Raw genomic sequence first — 16,505 nt, forward strand, 5'->3', positions numbered from 1 at the left:
GGTCACCCCCGCCACGAAGGGCTAGTCGATCTTCAGCTCGCCCATCGAGCTCCACCCCGTCGCACCCTCGATCGTCGTGCTCACGATGTCGGGGGTGTGACGCAGGAGCGGGCGCATCGTCTCCATGGCGGCCCTGAAGTGGTCGGAGTTCACATGCGCCTCGCCGGCGCCGTCCTGGAACGCCTCGACCAGCACATAGGTGTTCGGGTCCTCCAGGCTGCGCGACCACTCGTACCAGAGGTTGCCCGGCTCGGCGCGGGTCGCGCTGGTGAAGTCCGCGACGTGCCGCGGCCACTCCTCGACGTGTTCGGGCTTCACGGGGAACTTGACGACGATAAAGATCATTCCGTCATTCTATGCACGCTTTAATCACTCGGCAGCCCGACCGCGCCGAGGGTAGGGTGGCCGCGCCCAGAAGTGATCCGGCCATGAAAACCGCAGGTGAGACTCATTACCACCCCTCCCCCCGACGCCATCGTCGCCCGGCTCCGCGCGGCGGGCTGTGTCTTCGCCGAGGACGAGGCCGAGTTGCTGGTCTCCACGGCCCGCACCCCGGCCGAGCTCGACGCCATGGTGGCGCGGCGCGCCGAAGGCCTGCCGCTCGAACACGTCCTGGGATGGGCCGAGTTCCACGGTGTACGGGTCGCGGTGGACCCGGGCGTCTTCGTGCCCCGGCGCCGCACCGAGTTCCTGGTGGAGCAGGCCGTTCCGCTCGCCCCCGCGGGCGCGGTCGTGGTGGACCTGTGCTGCGGCTCGGGCGCCTTGGGCGCGGCGCTGGTGGCGGGGCTCGGCCGGGCGGAGCTGCACGCGGCCGACATCGACCCGGCCGCCGTCGAGTGCGCCCGGCGCAATGTCGCCGCCGCCGGGGGCCGGGCCTACCAGGGCGATCTGTTCGCCGCGCTCCCCGCCGGGCTGCGGGGCCGCGTGGACGTCCTGCTCGCCAATGTGCCGTACGTACCGAGCGAGGAGATCGAGCTGCTCCCCTCGGAGGCGCGCGTCCACGAGGCGCGGGTGGCGCTCGACGGCGGCGCCGACGGCCTCGACGTGCTGCGCCGGGTGACCGCCGAGGCGGCCCACTGGCTGGCGCCCGGCGGCCATCTGCTCTTCGAGACGAGCGAGCGCCAGGTGCCCCTGGCCGTCGCCGCGGTCACCGCGGGCGGACTCGTCCCGCGCGTGGCGACCTGTGAGGAGCGGTACGCCACGGTCGTCGTCGCCGGCCGGCCCGCCCCGGCCGGGTAGTCAGAGCCTGTCTTTGAACCCCCGTCGTCCGCCCGAAGGGCGGGCGCACCGACCGCCGCTGCGCAGGCGGGGGTTCAAAGACCGGCTCTCAGGCCATCCAGAAGAAGACGGCCGTCATCCGGCTGTCCTCGATGGTGCTGCCCCAGTAGCCGGTGGCGGTGTGGATCATGTTGGCGTTGTAGAGGAGCAGCCGGTTGTAGCGGTGGGCGACGCGTACGTCCTCGGTGAAGGAGTCCGGCGGCACGAACCGGGTGCCGAGCGCCTCGACCAGGTTGGTGTGCGGGGCCGCGACCAGATTGCCGCCGAGGACGCCACCGGGCAGGCTCTGCCGGTAGAAGCTGGTGCCGCAGTCCTTGGGCACGCCCGGGTTGAGGTACAGCACGGCCGCGTACCGGCACAGCGCACGCGAGTCGGTGTGCGGGCGCGGCTCGCTCTCGTCCCTGCCGACGACCTGGACGCAGTTGTGGTTGAGCCTGGCGCCGCCGGGCGCCTTCCGCAGCCACAGCTCGCGTACCCCGGTGGCCTTCTTGACCAGCCGCTCCACCCGGGCCAGTTCCGCGGGCTCCAGGCCCGGCATGGTGCGCAGCCCCGGCCAGGTCTCGGGCTTGCGGGGGTATCCCTCGACCCAGTCGTCCTTGGCGAGGCAGCGCGCGCGGACCTCGTCGACGTTGGGCAGGACGTCGTCGAGGACCCAGTAGTCCCGGCCGGGCGTGGGTTTGCGGTACGGGAGAACCGGGAGCGAGGAGCGGTTGGGGGGCATGCGGCCGAACCTAGTTCCGCAACCCTCCGTCGCCGTCCGCGAGTTGGTCAACCTTGTTTCAAGGTGCGGTGAAGCCGCACTCCGTGACGAAGGGCGCATTGCGGGGACATCCCGGCGGGAGATCCCCGCAATGGCAAAGGCGGGCCCATTTTCGTCCCAGGAGAGGGCTGCGGCGCAGGTCAGGCCTTGCGGCCGACGCCGCCGAACATGGCCACCTCGGCCGGCTCGCCGTCGGCTGTGTCGTCGGAGGACTCGGGCCGCCACCGCGAGCACGACACCACGCCGGGCTCCAGGACCTCCAGGCCGTCGAAGAAGCGGGCGGTCTGCTCGGGGGTGCGCTGGGTGAGCTTGGGGGTGCCGTGCTCGTTCCAGAACGCCACCGCCTCGTCGACGTCCGGCATGTCGGGGTGGGTCACCGTGTGCGAGAGGACCAGGTAGCTGCCGGGGGCCAGCCTCTCCATCAGCTGGTGCACCAGGCCGTACGCCTGGGCGTCGTCCCCGATGAAGATGACCACGCCGAGCAGCATCAGCGCGACCGGCTGCGTCAAGTCCAGCGTCTTCGACGCGTGTTCCAGGATGCTGTCCACATCGCGCAGATCCGCGTCGAGGTAGTCGGTCCGCCCCTCGGGCGTGCTGGTCAGCAGCGCGCGGGCGTGGGCGAGCACCAGCGGGTCGTTGTCGACGTAGACGATCCGGGACTCGGGCGCGATGCGCTGCGCCACCTCGTGGGTGTTGTCGGCGGTGGGCAGGCCGGTGCCGACGTCGAGGAACTGCCGGATGCCCCGGTCGGCCACCAGGTGGCGCACGGCGCGGCCGAGGAAGAGCCGGTCCGCGCGCGCGTAGTCGCCGATACCGGGGTGGAGCTGCCGGATCTGGTCGCCGACCGCGCGGTCGACCTCGTAGTTGTCCTTGCCGCCGAGCCAGTAGTTCCAGATCCGGGCCGTGTGCGGCTGGGAGGTGTTGATTCTGCTCCGAACGTGCTCGGGAGCATCGAGGTGGGCCGGGTTCTCGGTCACGGGCGTCTTCTCCTGGGGCCTGGTGGAACTGTCAATGATCAGCCTAGATGGCCAAGTTGAGCCGCGTCCCGGAAGCCCCTGGGCCGGTGCCCCGGGCAGGCGGGTGTCCGGATGACCCATCGGCGCGCCTGACGCGTTCCGGGACGAAGTCACCCCCAGTCTCATACGATCATGGCTGAACGGTTCCGCTCCTCAGCCACCCCCGTATCCATGGAGGTCAACCGTGACCAGGACGGCTCACCGTATCCGCAATCTGACCACCGCCGCAGCCGCTGCGGCCGGGCTGCTGCTCGCCGCCACCGGCTGCTCGTCGAGCGGTGGCGGCGCCGGGGAGGCCGCGGGCGGGGTGCCCGTGGTCAAGAAGGGCAAGCTGACCACCTGTACCCATCTGCCCTATCCGCCGTTCCAGTCGGAGCAGAACGGCAAGGTCGTGGGCTTCGACGTGTCCCTGATCGACCTCGTCGCCAAGAACCTCAAGGTCGAACAGAAGATCCTCGACACCCCGTTCGAGAACTTCAAGACCGGTGCCTTCCTCAACTCCGGCGAGTGCGACCTCGCCGCCGCCGGCATGACCATCACCGACGAGCGCAAGAAGAACGTCGACTTCTCCGTCCCCTACTTCGACGCCACCCAGGCGCTCCTCGCCACCAAGAAGAGCGGCGTCACCTCGCTGGCCGACCTCAAGGCCAAGGGCAAGAAGCTCGGCGCCCAGGCCGAGACCACCGGCGAGAGCTACGCCACCGGCAAGGGCTTCAACCCGGTCGCCTTCGAGAGCTCGGACGCGGTGATCAACGGTCTGCGCACCGGCCAGGTGGACGCCGTGGTGATCGACTACCCGGTGGTCCAGGGCTGGCTCAAGGACAAGGCCAACGCCGATCAGTTCGCCCTGGTGGAGAACATCTCGACCGGCGAGCAGTACGGCTTCTCGGTCAAGAAGGGCAACACCAAGCTGCTCGCCGCCATCGACAAGGCCGTCACCGACGCCAAGGCGGACGGCACGTACAAGAAGATCTACGAACAGTGGATCGGACCGCTGCCCAAGGCCCAGCCGTGACCTCGCGCCTGACGAGGCGTCAACGAAGGCGCGTCTCGCAGGGCATCCAGTACGCGGTCTTCGTGGCGGTGCTGATCACCATCGGCGTGCTGGCCGACTGGGACCGGCTGCAGAACCAGTTCGCGCAGACCGACCTGATCGGGAAGCTCTTCCCGGAAATCATCACCATCGCCCTGCGCAACACCGTGGTGTACACGCTCTCCGGCTTCGCCTTCGGCCTGGTGCTCGGTCTGGTGGTCGCGCTGATGCGGCTCTCTTCCGTGGCGCCCTACCGCTGGGTGGCGGGCATCTACATCGAGCTGTTCCGCGGGCTGCCCGCCCTGCTGATCTTCATCTTCGTGGGCGTGGCGGTGCCGCTGGCCTTCCCCGGCACGGAGATCCCCGGCGGTACATACGGAAAGGTCGCCCTCGGGCTCGGTCTGGTCGCCGCGGCCTATATGGCCGAGACCATCAGGGCGGGCATCCAGGCCGTGCCCAAGGGCCAGATGGAGGCGGCCCGCTCGCTGGGGTTCTCGCACGCCCGGGCCATGGTGTCGGTGATCATCCCGCAGGCGTTCCGGATCGTCATCCCGCCGCTGACCAACGAACTGGTGCTGCTGTTCAAGGACTCCTCGCTCGTGCTGTTCCTCGGGGTCACCCTGGAGGAGCGGGAGCTGACCAAGTACGGCAGGGACCTGGCCAGCCAGAGCGCCAACTCCACCCCGATCCTGGTCGCCGGGCTCTGCTACCTGATGGTGACCGTGCCCCTGAGCTTCGTGGTGCGCCGTCTAGAGGCCCGCGCCGACCGGGCGAGGTGAGGAAGCGATGCCAGAGAACGAGATCGAGATCCGCGGGCTGCGCAAGTCGTTCGGGGACAACGAAGTGCTGCGCGGCATCGACATGGAGGTCGCCCGGGGCGAGGTGGTGTGCGTCATCGGCCCCTCGGGGTCGGGCAAGTCGACGCTGCTGCGCTGTGTGAACCTCCTGGAGGAGCCGAGCGCGGGGCAGGTGTTCGTCGGCGGCACCGAGGTCACCGACCTGGACGTCGACATCGACGCGGTGCGCCGCCGTATCGGCATGGTCTTCCAGCAGTTCAACCTCTTCCCGCACATCACGGTCACCGAGAACCTGATCCTGCCGCAGCGCCGGGTGCTGCGCCGGGACAGGGCGAAGGCGGCTGCCGTGGCCCGCGAGAACCTGGACCGGGTCGGGCTCGCCGAGAAGGCCGACGCGTATCCGGCGCAGCTCTCCGGCGGGCAGCAGCAGCGCGTCGCCATCGCCCGGGCGCTCGCCATGGGCCCCGAGGTGATGCTCTTCGACGAGCCGACCTCGGCGCTCGACCCCGAACTCGTCGGGGACGTCCTCGCGGTGATGCGGGTGCTCGCGGGCGAGGGCATGACGATGATGGTGGTCACCCATGAGATGAGCTTCGCCCGGGAGGTCGCGGACCGGGTGGTGTTCATGGACGGCGGCGTCATCGTCGAGCAGGGCCCGGCCGCGCAGGTCGTGGGCGCCCCGCGCGAGGAGCGGACCAGGAACTTCCTCAACCGCATCCTGGACCCGGCGGCGGAGCCGGGACCCGCCTCGCACCTGCCGCCCGAGGACGCCTGACCCACGCGTACGGAACCGTACGGACCGCCCGCCCCGGAGAGCTCCGGGGCGGGCGCCGTCGTACCGGGCACTACCGGCTCAGGAGCCCGCGGCCTTCATCCTGTGCGTGAACACCCAGGTGGCGATGGAGTCGCCGAGCGCGTAGCCGTCGCTCGCGTCCCACGGGTAGTGCACGCCGAGCCAGATCCTGCTGTCCGCGTCCTCGTGCGCGGCCTGGCTGAAGCTGGTGAACGAGCGGGTCCGCACAGGTGAGTGCGGATCGTCGGTGGACGCCGTGAAGCTCACGTTGTCGCTCTTGAAGTACTGCCGCATGATCCCCGCCCATGCGGCACCGAACGCGGAGTGGCCCGAGGCCCACGCCGGGAAGCAGGGCGTGGTGCCCGACAGCGGCTTCCAGGCGGGGTCGAGACCGCCTTCGCGGATGGCCGACACCGGACGCCAAAGGTCGATGGGCGTCTGGTACTTGACGTCCCACTCCCCGATCGCCGCGTCCGCCATCGCGACGGAGACGAGCGCGAACAGCCGGGCGTTCTGATATGGCGTCAGCCCCCGGTCCTTCGCCACGCGCGCGGTGATGTCGAGCAGCTGCCCCGGCGGCTTGTAGGTGCCGTTGGCGTCATTGGCCCAGAACCAGGCGGCCGCGGTCTGGTCCGTCGTCCGTGTGGTGGACCCGGCGGCGCCCAGCGAGCGCACCTTGGCCACCTGGTCGGCGTAGGCCGGGCTCGCGAGCAGGTTCTCGTACGACGCGTAGGTGCCCGGGGTCGACGGCCGGAACTGGGAGCCGGAGGTCAGCGCCCACGGCTTCACCAGGCCCCAGTTGGGGCCGGCCGCCTGGCCCGGCTGCGAACAGCTCGGGTCCGCCACGTCCGGGTAGCTGGTGGGCAGCCAGGCGCCGGGCTTGGCGTCCGGGGTGTAGACGGTCCTGTCGTCGGACCCGTCGGCGGTCCGGGAGTCCTGCGTGTTCTTGACGATCGTGCCTACCACCGTGACGTCCAGCAGGTCGAAGTCCGTGGAGTTGGTGCCGAACCGCTCCTTGAACTTGTTGTCCAGGTACGTCGTCTGGTCGGGGAACAGCTTGAGCAGGATGTTGTAGGCGGTCCGCCCGATGACCCGCTCCTCCTCGCCCGGTCCCTCGCTCCAGGCCGCGTAGTTGACCGCCTGGAGGTACGGGTCGGAGGTCATGGTGTGCCAGCGGAGCTGGTAGGAGCTCTCGGCGTCGTAGATCGCCGTGTTCATCATGGCGGCCGCCCGGGACAGCGGGCCCGGGGCGCCGCCCGCCGTGCGGATCGCGCCGTTCAGGACGTTGTTCCAGTACTGCACGGGGTCGCCGCTGTAGTTGGGCGCGGCGGAGGCCGGCTGCGGGGCCAGGGTGAGCGCGCCCAGCGCGGTGGCGGCCACGGCGGCCAGCGCCACCGCCCGGGTGCGCGGACGCACGGCGGGTCTTCTTCTCGTACGGATCCATAACATCGGGCACGGGTCCTCTCCGTCGGTGATGCGGTGCGGGTGTGCCGGTGGCGCTCTGCTTCCGCGTCGCAACCTAGGTCCGCGCGCTCGCACGCACATCCAGCCGACGGCTGACACCGCACGTCATCCCAGCGGCGCAGAAACCGCGGGAGGTAAACCCTGGCGGTACCGGCCCGGCACCCCCTCCCCTCTGCGCAAAGGGCGCGATCAGGTGCTGATCGGTAGAATTCACCCCATGGGAGAGCGGTCTGCCGCGCCGACAGCGCCCGAGCTCGTCCTGGAGACCGACACCGGCTCCACGGTGATGAGTCCGAGCCGGGACTACCACGTCGGGCGCGACCCCCTCAGCGAGATCGTCATCGACGACGCCCGCGTCTCGTGGCACCACGCGGTGCTGCGCGTGGACGGCGGTCACTGGACGGTCGAGGACGAGGGCAGCACCAACGGGACGTACGCCGACGGCCGTCGCATCCACGAGTGGGGCGTGGGCCCCGGCAGCGTCATCCGGTTCGGCAGTCCGGCCGACGGCCCCCGCGCCGTCCTGGTGGGCCGCGCGCCGCCACCGGTGCGCGCCCCGGAGCGGCTGTCCGCCGTGTCCATGCCGTCCGCGACCGGCGCCTTCCGGCAGCCCACCTCGGTGCGGCCGCTGCCCACCCGTACCGTACGGATCGGCCGCGCCCCCGACAACGACCTGGTCGTCGACGATCTGGTCGTCTCGCGCCGGCACGCCGAACTGCGCGCCCACCCCGACGGCAGCTACGAGATCGTCGACCTCGGCAGCCACAACGGCACCTTCCTCAACGGCCAGCCCGTCGCCCGCGCCCGGGTCGCGTCCGGCGACATCGTCGGCGTCGGCCACTCGGCGTTCTGCCTGGTCGGGGACGAGCTCCGGGAGTACGTCGACACCGGCGAGGTCTCGCTCGACGTCCAGGACCTCACGGTCGCCGTCGACCGGGGCCGCAAGACGCTGCTCGACCAGGTGTCGTTCCCGGTCGGCGAGAAGTGCCTGCTGGCCGTGGTGGGACCGAGCGGCGCCGGCAAGTCCACCCTGCTCAACGCCCTGACCGGGCTGCGCCCCGCCGACCGGGGCACGGTCCTCTACGACGGCCGCGACCTCTACCGGGACTACGCGGAGCTGCGCCAGCGCATCGGGCTCGTCCCCCAGGACGACATCCTGCACGCCCAGCTCACCGTGCGCCGGGCGCTTGGCTACGCCGCCGAACTGCGCTTCCCGCAGGACACCGCCAAGTCCGAGCGCCGCGCCCGGGTCGACGAGGTGATCGGCGAGCTCGGTCTGGAGCAGCGCGCGGACCAGTCCATCCACAGCCTCTCCGGCGGCCAGCGCAAACGCGTGAGCGTCGCCCTGGAGCTGCTGACCAAGCCGTCGCTGCTCTTCCTCGACGAGCCCACCTCCGGGCTCGACCCGGGCATGGACCGCTCGGTGATGCACATGCTGCGCGGCCTCGCGGACGACGGCCGCACCGTCATCGTGGTCACCCACAGCGTCCTCAGCCTCGACGTCTGCGACCGGCTCCTCGTCCTGGCCCCCGGCGGGCACATCGCGTACTACGGACCGCCCCGCGACACCCTGGGCTTCTTCGGCTTCGGTGAGTGGCCGGAGGCGTTCGAGGCCTTCGAGCGGGACCGCGAGCGGGACTGGGCGGGCGAGTACGCCCAGTCGTCCTTCCACCAGCAGTACGTGGTCAGCTCCAGCGCCCAGCCGCACCTCAAGGAGGCCGCCGCCGCCCGGATCGTGGCCCCGCCGCCCAAGGCGCAGAGCTGGGGTGCCCAGCTGGGCACCCTGGTGCGCCGGTACGCGGCCGCGCTCGGCGCCGACCGGACCTTCCTCGCCATCATGATCGCGCTGCCCTTCGTGATGGGAGCCATGGCGCGTGCGCTGGCGGGCAGCAAGCTGACCCAGGAGACGGCGATGAACGCGCTGCTCATCCTGTGCGTCGGCGGTGTGCTCACCGGTGCGGCCAACGCCGTACGGGAGCTGGTCAAGGAGCGGGTGATCTACCAGCGCGAACGGGCCGTCGGCCTGTCCAGATCGGCGTATCTGATGTCCAAGGTGGTGGTCCTGGGGACGATCACCGTGCTCCAGGCCGTCGTCCTGACACTGGTGGCGCTGTTCGGCGTGAACCTCAACGCGCCGGGCGGCAAGGGCGTGGTCATGCCACCGCTGGTGGAGATCACGGTGGCGGTGGCCCTGCTCTCGTTCACGGCGATGATGCTCGGCCTGCTCGTCTCGGCGCTCGTGCGCAAGGAGGAGGTGACGATGCCACTCCTTGTGCTGCTCGCCATCGTCCAAGTGGTGTTCTGCGGAGCGCTGTTGAAGCTGCACGGCGTCCCGGGCATCGAGCAGCTGGCCTGGCTGATCCCCTCCCGGTGGGCGCTCGGCGGGATGGCGGGCACGATCGGGCTCTCCAGGATCGTGCCGGGCGAGCTGACGGGCGACCCGCTGTTCAAGCACGAGACGGGGGTGTGGCTGCTCAACATGGGCATGCTGGTCGCCCTGTCGGTGCTCTTCGGCTTCGCGGTCGCCCGGCTGCTGCGGCGGCACGAGCCCGCCGTGATGCGGAAGTAGGCGGCCGCGATGAGCGCTCCCGTGGACTTCCGTCCCACCCATGTCGTCCCTCCGGGCGGACTGGCCGCCTGGGAGAGCCCGGACACCGGGCGGCCCACGGTGCCGCTGGACGCGCTGCTGCCGGTGCAGCTGATCGACCGGCGGGGCGACTGGGCCCGGATCCTGTGCGCCAACGCCTGGTCGGCGTGGGTCGACGGCCGCCTCCTGGTCACCGTTCCGCAGGGGCCTCCGGTGCCGGGCGCGCCCCTGGCCCGCACGGCCGACCCGCGCCCGCTCCTCTCCCGCGTCCAGGACATGCTGAACCGCTACCGCAGCGCGGCGGAGGACCTGGCCGCGGGCCATCTCGACGGCGAGGCGTTCCGGCAGCACACCCAGGGGCTGCGAGCCGGGATGGTCGTCGACGGCGAGGCGGTGTGGCTGTACGACGCGGAGCACGAGCGGTGGGTGTACTGCGACGGGACGCGGCTGAGCACGTTCGCGGCGTCCGGGCAGCCGTCCGGTGCGCGCACGAGCGCGGTGTCTTCCGCCGACGACGGGCTTCCTCCGGCCGGAGGCTCCGGCGCGGCCCCGGCCGACGCGACCCGGGTGGTCGGCCCGAACGGCGAGGCGCCGCGGCCCGGGGCCGTCGACGGCGCCCGCGCGTGGCCCGGTGACGCCTGATGGCACCCGAGAGCGACCTGTACACCGGGCGCCCCTCCGACCTCGTCGGGCGGCGGATCGCCGGGTACCGGATCGAGCGGGAGATCGGGCGCGGCGGGATGGCCGTGGTGTACCGGGCCCGTGACCTGCGCCTGGAACGGACGGTCGCGCTGAAGCTGCTCGCCCCCGAACTCGCCCGCAACGACACCTTCCGGCAGCGCTTCACCCACGAGTCGCGGGTGGCCGCCGCGATCGACCACCCGCACATCGTGCCGGTCTTCGAGGCCGGGGAGACCGACGGCGTCCTGTACATCGCCATGCGGTACGTCGCCGGGCGCGATCTGCGGGCGCTGCTCGACCAGGAGGGTCCGCTGCCGGTCGCCACGGCGGCCAGGATCGCGGCCCAGGTGGCGTCCGCGCTGGACGCCGCCCATGAGCACGACCTCGTACACCGGGACGTGAAGCCGGGCAACATCCTGGTGGCCCAGGGCACGGACAGCGACCACCCCGAGCACGTCTACCTCACCGACTTCGGACTGACGAAGAAGTCGCTGTCGCTGACCGGGTTCACCACGGTCGGCCAGTTCGTCGGCACGCTCGACTACGTAGCGCCGGAACAGATCTCCGGACGCCCGGTGGACGGCCGCTGCGACGTCTACAGCCTCGCGTGCGTGGTCTACGAGACGATGGCGGGCGCCCCGCCGTTCCAGCGCGACGACGACATGGCGCTGCTGTGGGCCCACCAGTACGACCAGCCGCCGCCGCTGACCGAGAAGCGCCCCGACATCGCGGCCGGGGTCGACGACGTCATGGCGAAGGCGCTGGCCAAGAGCCCGGACGACCGGTACGACTCGTGCCTGGCATTCGTGGCCGCACTGCGCGCGGCGGCCAAGGGCGTGGGGCCGGAAGGGCATCCCCCGACGCGGGTGGATCTGCGGGTGATCGGCGCCCCGGAGCCGCCCCGCCCGCCGCCCGAGCCGCCGGAGTGGGCGCGGCCGGTGTTCCCGGGGGTGAGGTGAGGGCGGGGGGGCGGACGCACGGTTTTCCTCGCGCCGGTCAGCCGGACGGCCCTTCGGGACTCTCGGCCGGCGCCCGGTCCCCCTCCGGCTCCACCTCCCCGCGCCGCCGCACGCGCCGGGCGAGCAGACTGCCGAGGAAGCCCGCGACCAGCCCCCACAGCACGGCGAAGCCCAGCCCCGTCCACAGGCGCGGCTTGAGGGACACCTGGCCGGAGAGGCCGCCGCCGATGTCTCCGATGCCGAGCAGCGAAAGCCCGTAGTGCGCGGAGATCCGGGCGAGCAGAGAGACGGCCAGCACGGTGAGGGCGAGCGCGAGGGCCATGTGCAGGGCGTGCTGCCACGCCCGTACCCGGGCGGGTGACCGGGCCGCCATGACGAACGCGGCGGCCGGCACCAGCACCGCGGCGACCACGAGCAGCCACCACACCCGCCCGTCGTAGTCCGCGAGAGTGCTCAGATTGAGGGTGGAGAGGTCGGGCGTACGCAGCACCTGGTCCAGTACGTGCGGCATGGGCAGCCCGAACGGCCCGTCCACCCGGCCCTCCCAGGAGGCGCCGAGCCCGAGCGTGAAGGCCAGCCAGACGAGGTTCGGCAGGCCGAGCAGGATCACGGCGAAGGTCTCGGCCGTGTGTCCCTTGACCACCGCGACGACGAGTCCCACCACGATGCCCAGCGCCACATACGCCAGCAGCAGCACGACCATCGCGAAGGCGGCCGGGCGTACCGACTCCTGGAAACGCAGCAGCCGGGCGGGCAGCGGGGCCTTGCGGGAGACCACCAGGGCGAGGAAGAGCAGTCCGGCGAGCCAGAGCAGCCCGAAGAGCAGGGTGAGCGGCACATCGGTCTCGAACCCGACTTTGGGCGAGGCGCCCAGCAGATCCCCGACGTCGCCGATGGCCCCGTTCCCGAGCCCGATGGCGAACTGCTTGCGGGCGAGGAACGAGAGGCCGAGGAGCGCAAGCAGCCACAGGACGGCCACCCGGGCGGCCCAGGCCGCCAGTTCGCGGGCGCTCGCCACGGCCCGGTGCCGCAGCGGCCGCAGGAACCCGACGGCGACGAGCAGCGCGCCGACGAGCGTGACGGAGAGCGGGAGCACGGCCAGATCGGCGTTGGTCTCGCCGATCACACCGGCGTCGCCCTTGATGTCGACGGAGCCGCCGACCGCCATGACGACGACGGCCGCGACGACCTGGGGGAAGGCGTTGTCGGGCAGGTCCGCCGCACCGGCCGCGAGCAGCCCGAGAGCGGCGACGACGGCCATGGCGATCAGACCGGTCAGCACCGCCACGAGGGCCTCGACCCAGCCGTGGCGGGCGCGTCGCGGTCCCGCGGGCGAATCGGGGGGTTTGTCCTGGCTCACGCTGTCACGCTAAGCAGCGCCGGGGCGGTCCGCCCGTCGTGGGGGGCCGACCGCGTCAGCTTGCGGGGCCGCCGGGGCCCGGGCACACAATGGGCAGGTCGAGGACGTACCGGACTCGTCGCGCAAAACGGACGAGCCGGACCGCCCCGCGCACAGCCGTTCCCCACCGCGCCGCGGCGGGCACACGGTTCCGCGGGTCTCCTCGGCCGAGTGCCCCGCACCCCCGCGGGACCCCAACGCCGGGAAGAAGAGCTCGTGAGCGTCGAACCTCCCCCGTCCGGCCGCCCCACCGGCCCCCCGTCCGGCCCCCTCTCGGACCCCTCGCAGCCCGGCCCGCCGACGGGCCCGCCGAGCGGCGGCGGCAAGGGCGGTACGGGCCGGGGCGACGGAAGCGAGGGCGGCGGCCGGAGCGGGGGCGGCCACGACGAGACGATCGCGGTCGGTACGGGCGAGGGCGGCGGGCCGTCGGGCCCAGGGGGTACGGGTGGCCCCGGCGGCGGAGGCGGACCCTCCGGGTCCGGCGGAGGCTCCGGCGGTGGCCCCGGCGACCAGGGCTCCGGCAAGGGCCCGGGCGACGGCTCCACCCCCGGCAAGGACGGCGGCCCCGCCCGCCCGTGGTGGCGCTCGGCCCCCCGTATCGCCCTCACCACCGGCGCGATCGTGGCGGCCGTGGCGCTCATCCTCGTCTTCACCCGCCCCGACGGCTCGTCCGGCAAGAAGGGCGCGGGCAGCGAGGTCTTCCTCCAGGCGGCGGGCAAGGACGGCCCGGAGCCCTTCACCCCGTCGAGCGCGCGTCACAGCTCCCCGCCCCCGTCCCCGCCGTCCCTGCCCAGCGCGTCGGCGCCGGCCTCGGCCAATGTGACGCGCGGCGTGGACGGTTCGGCCCCCGGCCTCTACGGCGGTACGCGGAACAAGGCGAGCTGCGACGTGGAGAAGCAGATCGGCGCGCTGGGGGCGGACCCGGCGAAGAACAAGGCGTTCGCGTCCGTCCTGGGCATCGGCCCCGACACCGTGCCCACGTATCTGCGCGCCCTCACCCCCGTACAGCTCCGCGTCGACACCCGGGTGACCAACCACGGCTTCCGTAACGGTTCCGCGAGCTCCTATCAGGCCGTTCTGCAGGCCGGTACGGCCGTGCTCGTGGACGACCGGGGTGTGCCGAGGGTGCGCTGCGCCTGCGGGAACCCGCTGATGCCGCCGGTCGCCCAGCAGGGCACGCCCAAACCGACGGGTGACGCGTGGCCCGCGTACCGGCCGTCGAACGTGGCCGTCGTCGCCCCCGCCACCCATGTGGTCGACACGTTCGTCATGTTCGACCCGGACCGCGACGAGTGGTTCTCGCGCCCCAAGGGCGACACGGGCGCGGGCGACAAGAAGACCCCGCCGCCGGGGCAGTCGGAGCCGTACAGCTCGTCGCCCACCACCGGCGAGTCCGCGCGGTCCGAGTCCCCTTCCTCTTCCTCGCAGGCCCCGGCAACGTCGGCGCCGCAGCCGGAGACCTCGACCCCGTACGCGCCGGCGACGAGCACCGCGCCCTCGGCACCGGGCGGTTACTGACCCGGGGACCCGCCCTCATAGGGCAGGTCGCGGGCGCCCGGCAATCCCCTTATAGAGTGCCGGTCCACTCCCGGGTGATTCGAACTACGGATCACGGGCGCCCAGTCCAGCCGCCACAACGTTTCGCCTCGGCAGTCGAACTTTTTCTCGACGGCTCGGCCGTGACGTCGCGCTGATCAGCAGCGTTGTACGTACGTCAGGTCCCGCAACCGCCGTCCGAGGAGTCGCCATGGATGCCCGTACCCACGTCGTAGACGTTCATCTGGTGTTCGATCAGGCGGACCTGGGAAGGCGGGCATGAGCAGCGAAGCCACACCGTCGGCACCCCCGGTGCCGCCGCCCCCGCCCACCGAGATCACGTTCGCGGGGCACTACAGGAAGAACCCGCTCGGCGGGGCCTCGTTCCGGCAGATGTGCGGGCGGCTGCCGTCCGTGCTGGGGCAGACCTGCCGGATGGCGTGGCGGATCGACCGGGGCTCGGTCCTCCTGCTGCTGGTCTGCCAGATCGTGATCGGGCTCGCGGCGGCGGTGCTGCTCGGCGCCACCTCCCGGGCCATGGCGCCGATCCTGGGCGAGGGCCGGGCGGCCGACCGGATCGACGCGGCGTTGCCGGCGCTGGTGGTCATCGCCGTCGCGGTCGGCGTCGCGCGCCTGACGTCCGCGCTCGCGTCGTACGCGGAGGGCAGGATCAGCCCGCTGCTGACGACGGCGGCCGACGCCGACATGGTCGAGGCGGTGTGCCGCGTGGAGGTGGCCGCGTACGGCGAGGAGGGCTTCGCGGACCGCCAGGAGGCGGCCGAAATGGGCGTGATGCGCACCAACTTGATGGTGCGCGACGCCCAGCAGTTCATGGCGGCGGTGATCCGCATGGCCGCCGCGGCGGGCGTCCTCACGGTGCTGCACCCGCTGATGCTCGCCCTGCTCGTGCTCGCCGTCCTGCCCGCGGGCGCGGGCGCCGTGATGTCGGCGCGGGTCGACTACGAGACGCACTACGCCAATGTGGGCGACCGCAATGTGCGCGGGATGATGCGCTGGTGGGCGACGACGCCCAAGCTCGCGGACGAGGTGCGGGCGAACGGCATGACCGGCTATCTGATGTTCTGGTACCGCTCCCTGTCCGAGCGCATCGACCGCCGCACCCTCGCGATGGCACCCCGGCTGCTGCGGATCGCCCTGGCCACCTCGGTGCTCGGCGGCGCCTTCCTCCTCGCCACCTGGGCCACCCTGGCCTGGCTGGCCGTATCCGGCCGGGTCGAACTGGGCGTCGCGGCGACGGCGGTGGTCGCGGTGCAGAGCTCGCTGAGCGCCCTGTCGCAGGTCGTCGTGTACGGGGCGGCGATGTTCCACACCAGCCTGTACCTGGCGGACATGCGCACGTTCCTCGACTTCGCCGCCGAACGCGCCCCGAAGAGAGGCAAGTTGGCCGCACCCGCGCGACCCGAGGAAATCCGCCTCGACGAGGTCGTCTACCAGTACCCCAACAAGGCGGCGCCCGCCGTGAACCGGGTCTCGCTCACCCTGCGCCGGGGCGAGGTCGTCGCGGTGGTCGGCGAGAACGGCTCGGGAAAATCCACCCTCACCCGTCTGATCACCGGCCTCTATCTGCCCGACAAGGGCCGGGTGACCTGGGACGGCGTCGACGTGGCGGCCGCCGACCCGGAGACGGTGTGGCGCCGCACCGGCCTGGTCCCGCAGTTCTTCGGCCAATGGCCGCTGGCCGTACGGGAGAACGTCACCCTGGGCCAGCCGCGCACCCACCACGACGCGCCCGTCTGGGACTCCGTGGACGCGGTCGGGATGCGCACGGCGGTGGAGGACCTGCCGCACGGCCTCGACACCCTGCTGGCGCGCGAACTGTGGGGCGGCAGCGAGCTCTCCGGCGGCCAGTGGCAGCGCATCGCCTGCTCCCGCGCGCTCTACCGCCGCCCACCGGTCCTGATCCTGGACGAGCCGACGTCGGAGATGGACGCGCGCGGCGAGCACCGGATGTTCACGGTCCTCAAGGACATGGCCCGCGACCGCATCACGATCGTGGTCACCCACCGCATCGAGAACACCCGTATGGCGGACCGGATCGTGGTGATGGAACACGGCCGCATCACCGAACAGGGCACATACGAGGACCTGTTGCACTCGGGGGGCCTGTTCAGCGAATTGCACGCGCTGTCGCAGGACCGGTAGACCACGAGGTTTTCGAACGACCTGACGGAGAGGGGCTGA

At 71.9% G+C, this 16,505-nt stretch carries 14 protein-coding genes; 9 read left to right on the forward strand and 5 right to left on the reverse strand.

Annotation, left to right across the window (positions count from 1 at the left end):
* Positions 1-21 precede the first annotated feature (21 nt).
* Entirely contained in the window at positions 22-345 is a 324-nt protein-coding gene (locus tag OG965_RS07755) for a putative quinol monooxygenase (protein ID WP_371650516.1), read from the reverse strand.
* Between the two features lie 96 nt (positions 346-441).
* Between OG965_RS07755 and OG965_RS07760 the strand changes: the two genes are divergently transcribed.
* On the forward strand, positions 442-1,239 hold the full coding sequence (locus tag OG965_RS07760; protein WP_371650518.1) for a putative protein N(5)-glutamine methyltransferase: 798 nt from the start codon (positions 442-444) through the stop codon (positions 1,237-1,239).
* Between the two features lie 88 nt (positions 1,240-1,327).
* Here OG965_RS07760 and OG965_RS07765 read toward each other — a convergent pair whose 3' ends face one another.
* Positions 1,328-1,999, reverse strand: coding sequence for a DUF6445 family protein (locus OG965_RS07765; RefSeq protein WP_371650520.1), 672 nt, complete (start codon positions 1,997-1,999; stop codon positions 1,328-1,330).
* A 179-nt stretch (positions 2,000-2,178) separates the two neighbouring features.
* The gene (locus tag OG965_RS07770) at positions 2,179-3,015 is read right to left on the reverse strand and encodes an SAM-dependent methyltransferase (RefSeq protein WP_371650522.1); all 837 of its coding nucleotides are present in this window, start codon (positions 3,013-3,015) and stop codon (positions 2,179-2,181) included.
* Positions 3,016-3,238: 223 nt separating this feature from the next.
* On the opposite strand from OG965_RS07770, the gene OG965_RS07775 reads away from it, so the two are divergent.
* From OG965_RS07775 to OG965_RS07785, 3 genes are read left to right on the forward strand one after another with little or no spacing between them, the layout of a single operon-like run.
* Positions 3,239-4,069, forward strand: coding sequence for a transporter substrate-binding domain-containing protein (locus OG965_RS07775; RefSeq protein ID WP_371650524.1), 831 nt, complete (start codon positions 3,239-3,241; stop codon positions 4,067-4,069).
* The gene (locus OG965_RS07780) at positions 4,066-4,866 is read left to right on the forward strand and encodes an amino acid ABC transporter permease (RefSeq protein WP_371650526.1); all 801 of its coding nucleotides are present in this window, start codon (positions 4,066-4,068) and stop codon (positions 4,864-4,866) included. Before OG965_RS07775 ends, OG965_RS07780 begins: the two co-directional genes overlap by 4 nt.
* Positions 4,867-4,873: 7 nt before the next feature.
* Positions 4,874-5,659: an amino acid ABC transporter ATP-binding protein gene (locus OG965_RS07785; protein WP_371650528.1), complete on the forward strand. Its 786-nt coding sequence runs from the start codon at positions 4,874-4,876 to the stop codon at positions 5,657-5,659.
* Positions 5,660-5,737: 78 nt separating this feature from the next.
* Here the strand turns inward: OG965_RS07785 and OG965_RS07790 are convergent, their stop codons facing one another.
* On the reverse strand, positions 5,738-7,093 hold the full coding sequence (locus OG965_RS07790; protein ID WP_371650530.1) for a vanadium-dependent haloperoxidase: 1,356 nt from the start codon (positions 7,091-7,093) through the stop codon (positions 5,738-5,740).
* Between the two features lie 265 nt (positions 7,094-7,358).
* On the opposite strand from OG965_RS07790, the gene OG965_RS07795 reads away from it, so the two are divergent.
* From OG965_RS07795 to OG965_RS07805, 3 genes are read left to right on the forward strand one after another with little or no spacing between them, the layout of a single operon-like run.
* A complete protein-coding gene (locus OG965_RS07795) occupies positions 7,359-9,710 on the forward strand; it encodes an FHA domain-containing protein (protein WP_371650532.1) in 2,352 nt (783 codons plus the stop codon).
* Positions 9,711-9,719: 9 nt separating this feature from the next.
* Entirely contained in the window at positions 9,720-10,370 is a 651-nt protein-coding gene (locus OG965_RS07800; RefSeq protein WP_371650534.1) for a hypothetical protein, read from the forward strand.
* Entirely contained in the window at positions 10,370-11,368 is a 999-nt protein-coding gene (locus OG965_RS07805; protein ID WP_371650536.1) for a serine/threonine-protein kinase, read from the forward strand. The genes OG965_RS07800 and OG965_RS07805 overlap by 1 nt, the downstream gene beginning before the upstream one ends.
* Before the next feature lie 37 nt (positions 11,369-11,405).
* Here the strand turns inward: OG965_RS07805 and OG965_RS07810 are convergent, their stop codons facing one another.
* Complete coding sequence (locus OG965_RS07810; protein WP_371656880.1) at positions 11,406-12,629, reverse strand: streptophobe family protein; 1,224 nt, start codon at positions 12,627-12,629, stop codon at positions 11,406-11,408.
* Positions 12,630-12,983: 354 nt separating this feature from the next.
* Between OG965_RS07810 and OG965_RS07815 the strand changes: the two genes are divergently transcribed.
* Both OG965_RS07815 and OG965_RS07820 read left to right on the forward strand, forming a co-directional pair.
* Positions 12,984-14,285 carry a DUF6777 domain-containing protein gene (locus OG965_RS07815; protein WP_371650539.1) on the forward strand — a complete coding sequence of 434 codons (1,302 nt, stop codon included), beginning with the start codon at positions 12,984-12,986 and terminating at the stop codon, positions 14,283-14,285.
* 297 nt (positions 14,286-14,582) lie between these two features.
* Entirely contained in the window at positions 14,583-16,466 is a 1,884-nt protein-coding gene (locus OG965_RS07820) for an ATP-binding cassette domain-containing protein (protein WP_371650541.1), read from the forward strand.
* Positions 16,467-16,505: the final 39 nt, after the last annotated feature.

The organism is Streptomyces sp. NBC_00224, from assembly GCF_041435195.1.
Classification (GTDB): domain Bacteria; phylum Actinomycetota; class Actinomycetes; order Streptomycetales; family Streptomycetaceae; genus Streptomyces.

Coding starts and splice junctions, on each gene's coding strand:
- OG965_RS07755 (WP_371650516.1), bottom strand. CDS start 345: ATGATCTTTATCGTCGTCAAGTTCCCCGTGAAGCCCGAACACGTCGAG.
- OG965_RS07765 (WP_371650520.1), bottom strand. CDS start 1,999: ATGCCCCCCAACCGCTCCTCGCTCCCGGTTCTCCCGTACCGCAAACCC.
- OG965_RS07785 (WP_371650528.1), top strand. CDS start 4,874: ATGCCAGAGAACGAGATCGAGATCCGCGGGCTGCGCAAGTCGTTCGGG.
- OG965_RS07795 (WP_371650532.1), top strand. CDS start 7,359: ATGGGAGAGCGGTCTGCCGCGCCGACAGCGCCCGAGCTCGTCCTGGAG.
- OG965_RS07800 (WP_371650534.1), top strand. CDS start 9,720: ATGAGCGCTCCCGTGGACTTCCGTCCCACCCATGTCGTCCCTCCGGGC.
- OG965_RS07805 (WP_371650536.1), top strand. CDS start 10,370: ATGGCACCCGAGAGCGACCTGTACACCGGGCGCCCCTCCGACCTCGTC.
- OG965_RS07810 (WP_371656880.1), bottom strand. CDS start 12,629: ATGGCCGTCGTCGCCGCTCTCGGGCTGCTCGCGGCCGGTGCGGCGGAC.
- OG965_RS07820 (WP_371650541.1), top strand. CDS start 14,583: ATGAGCAGCGAAGCCACACCGTCGGCACCCCCGGTGCCGCCGCCCCCG.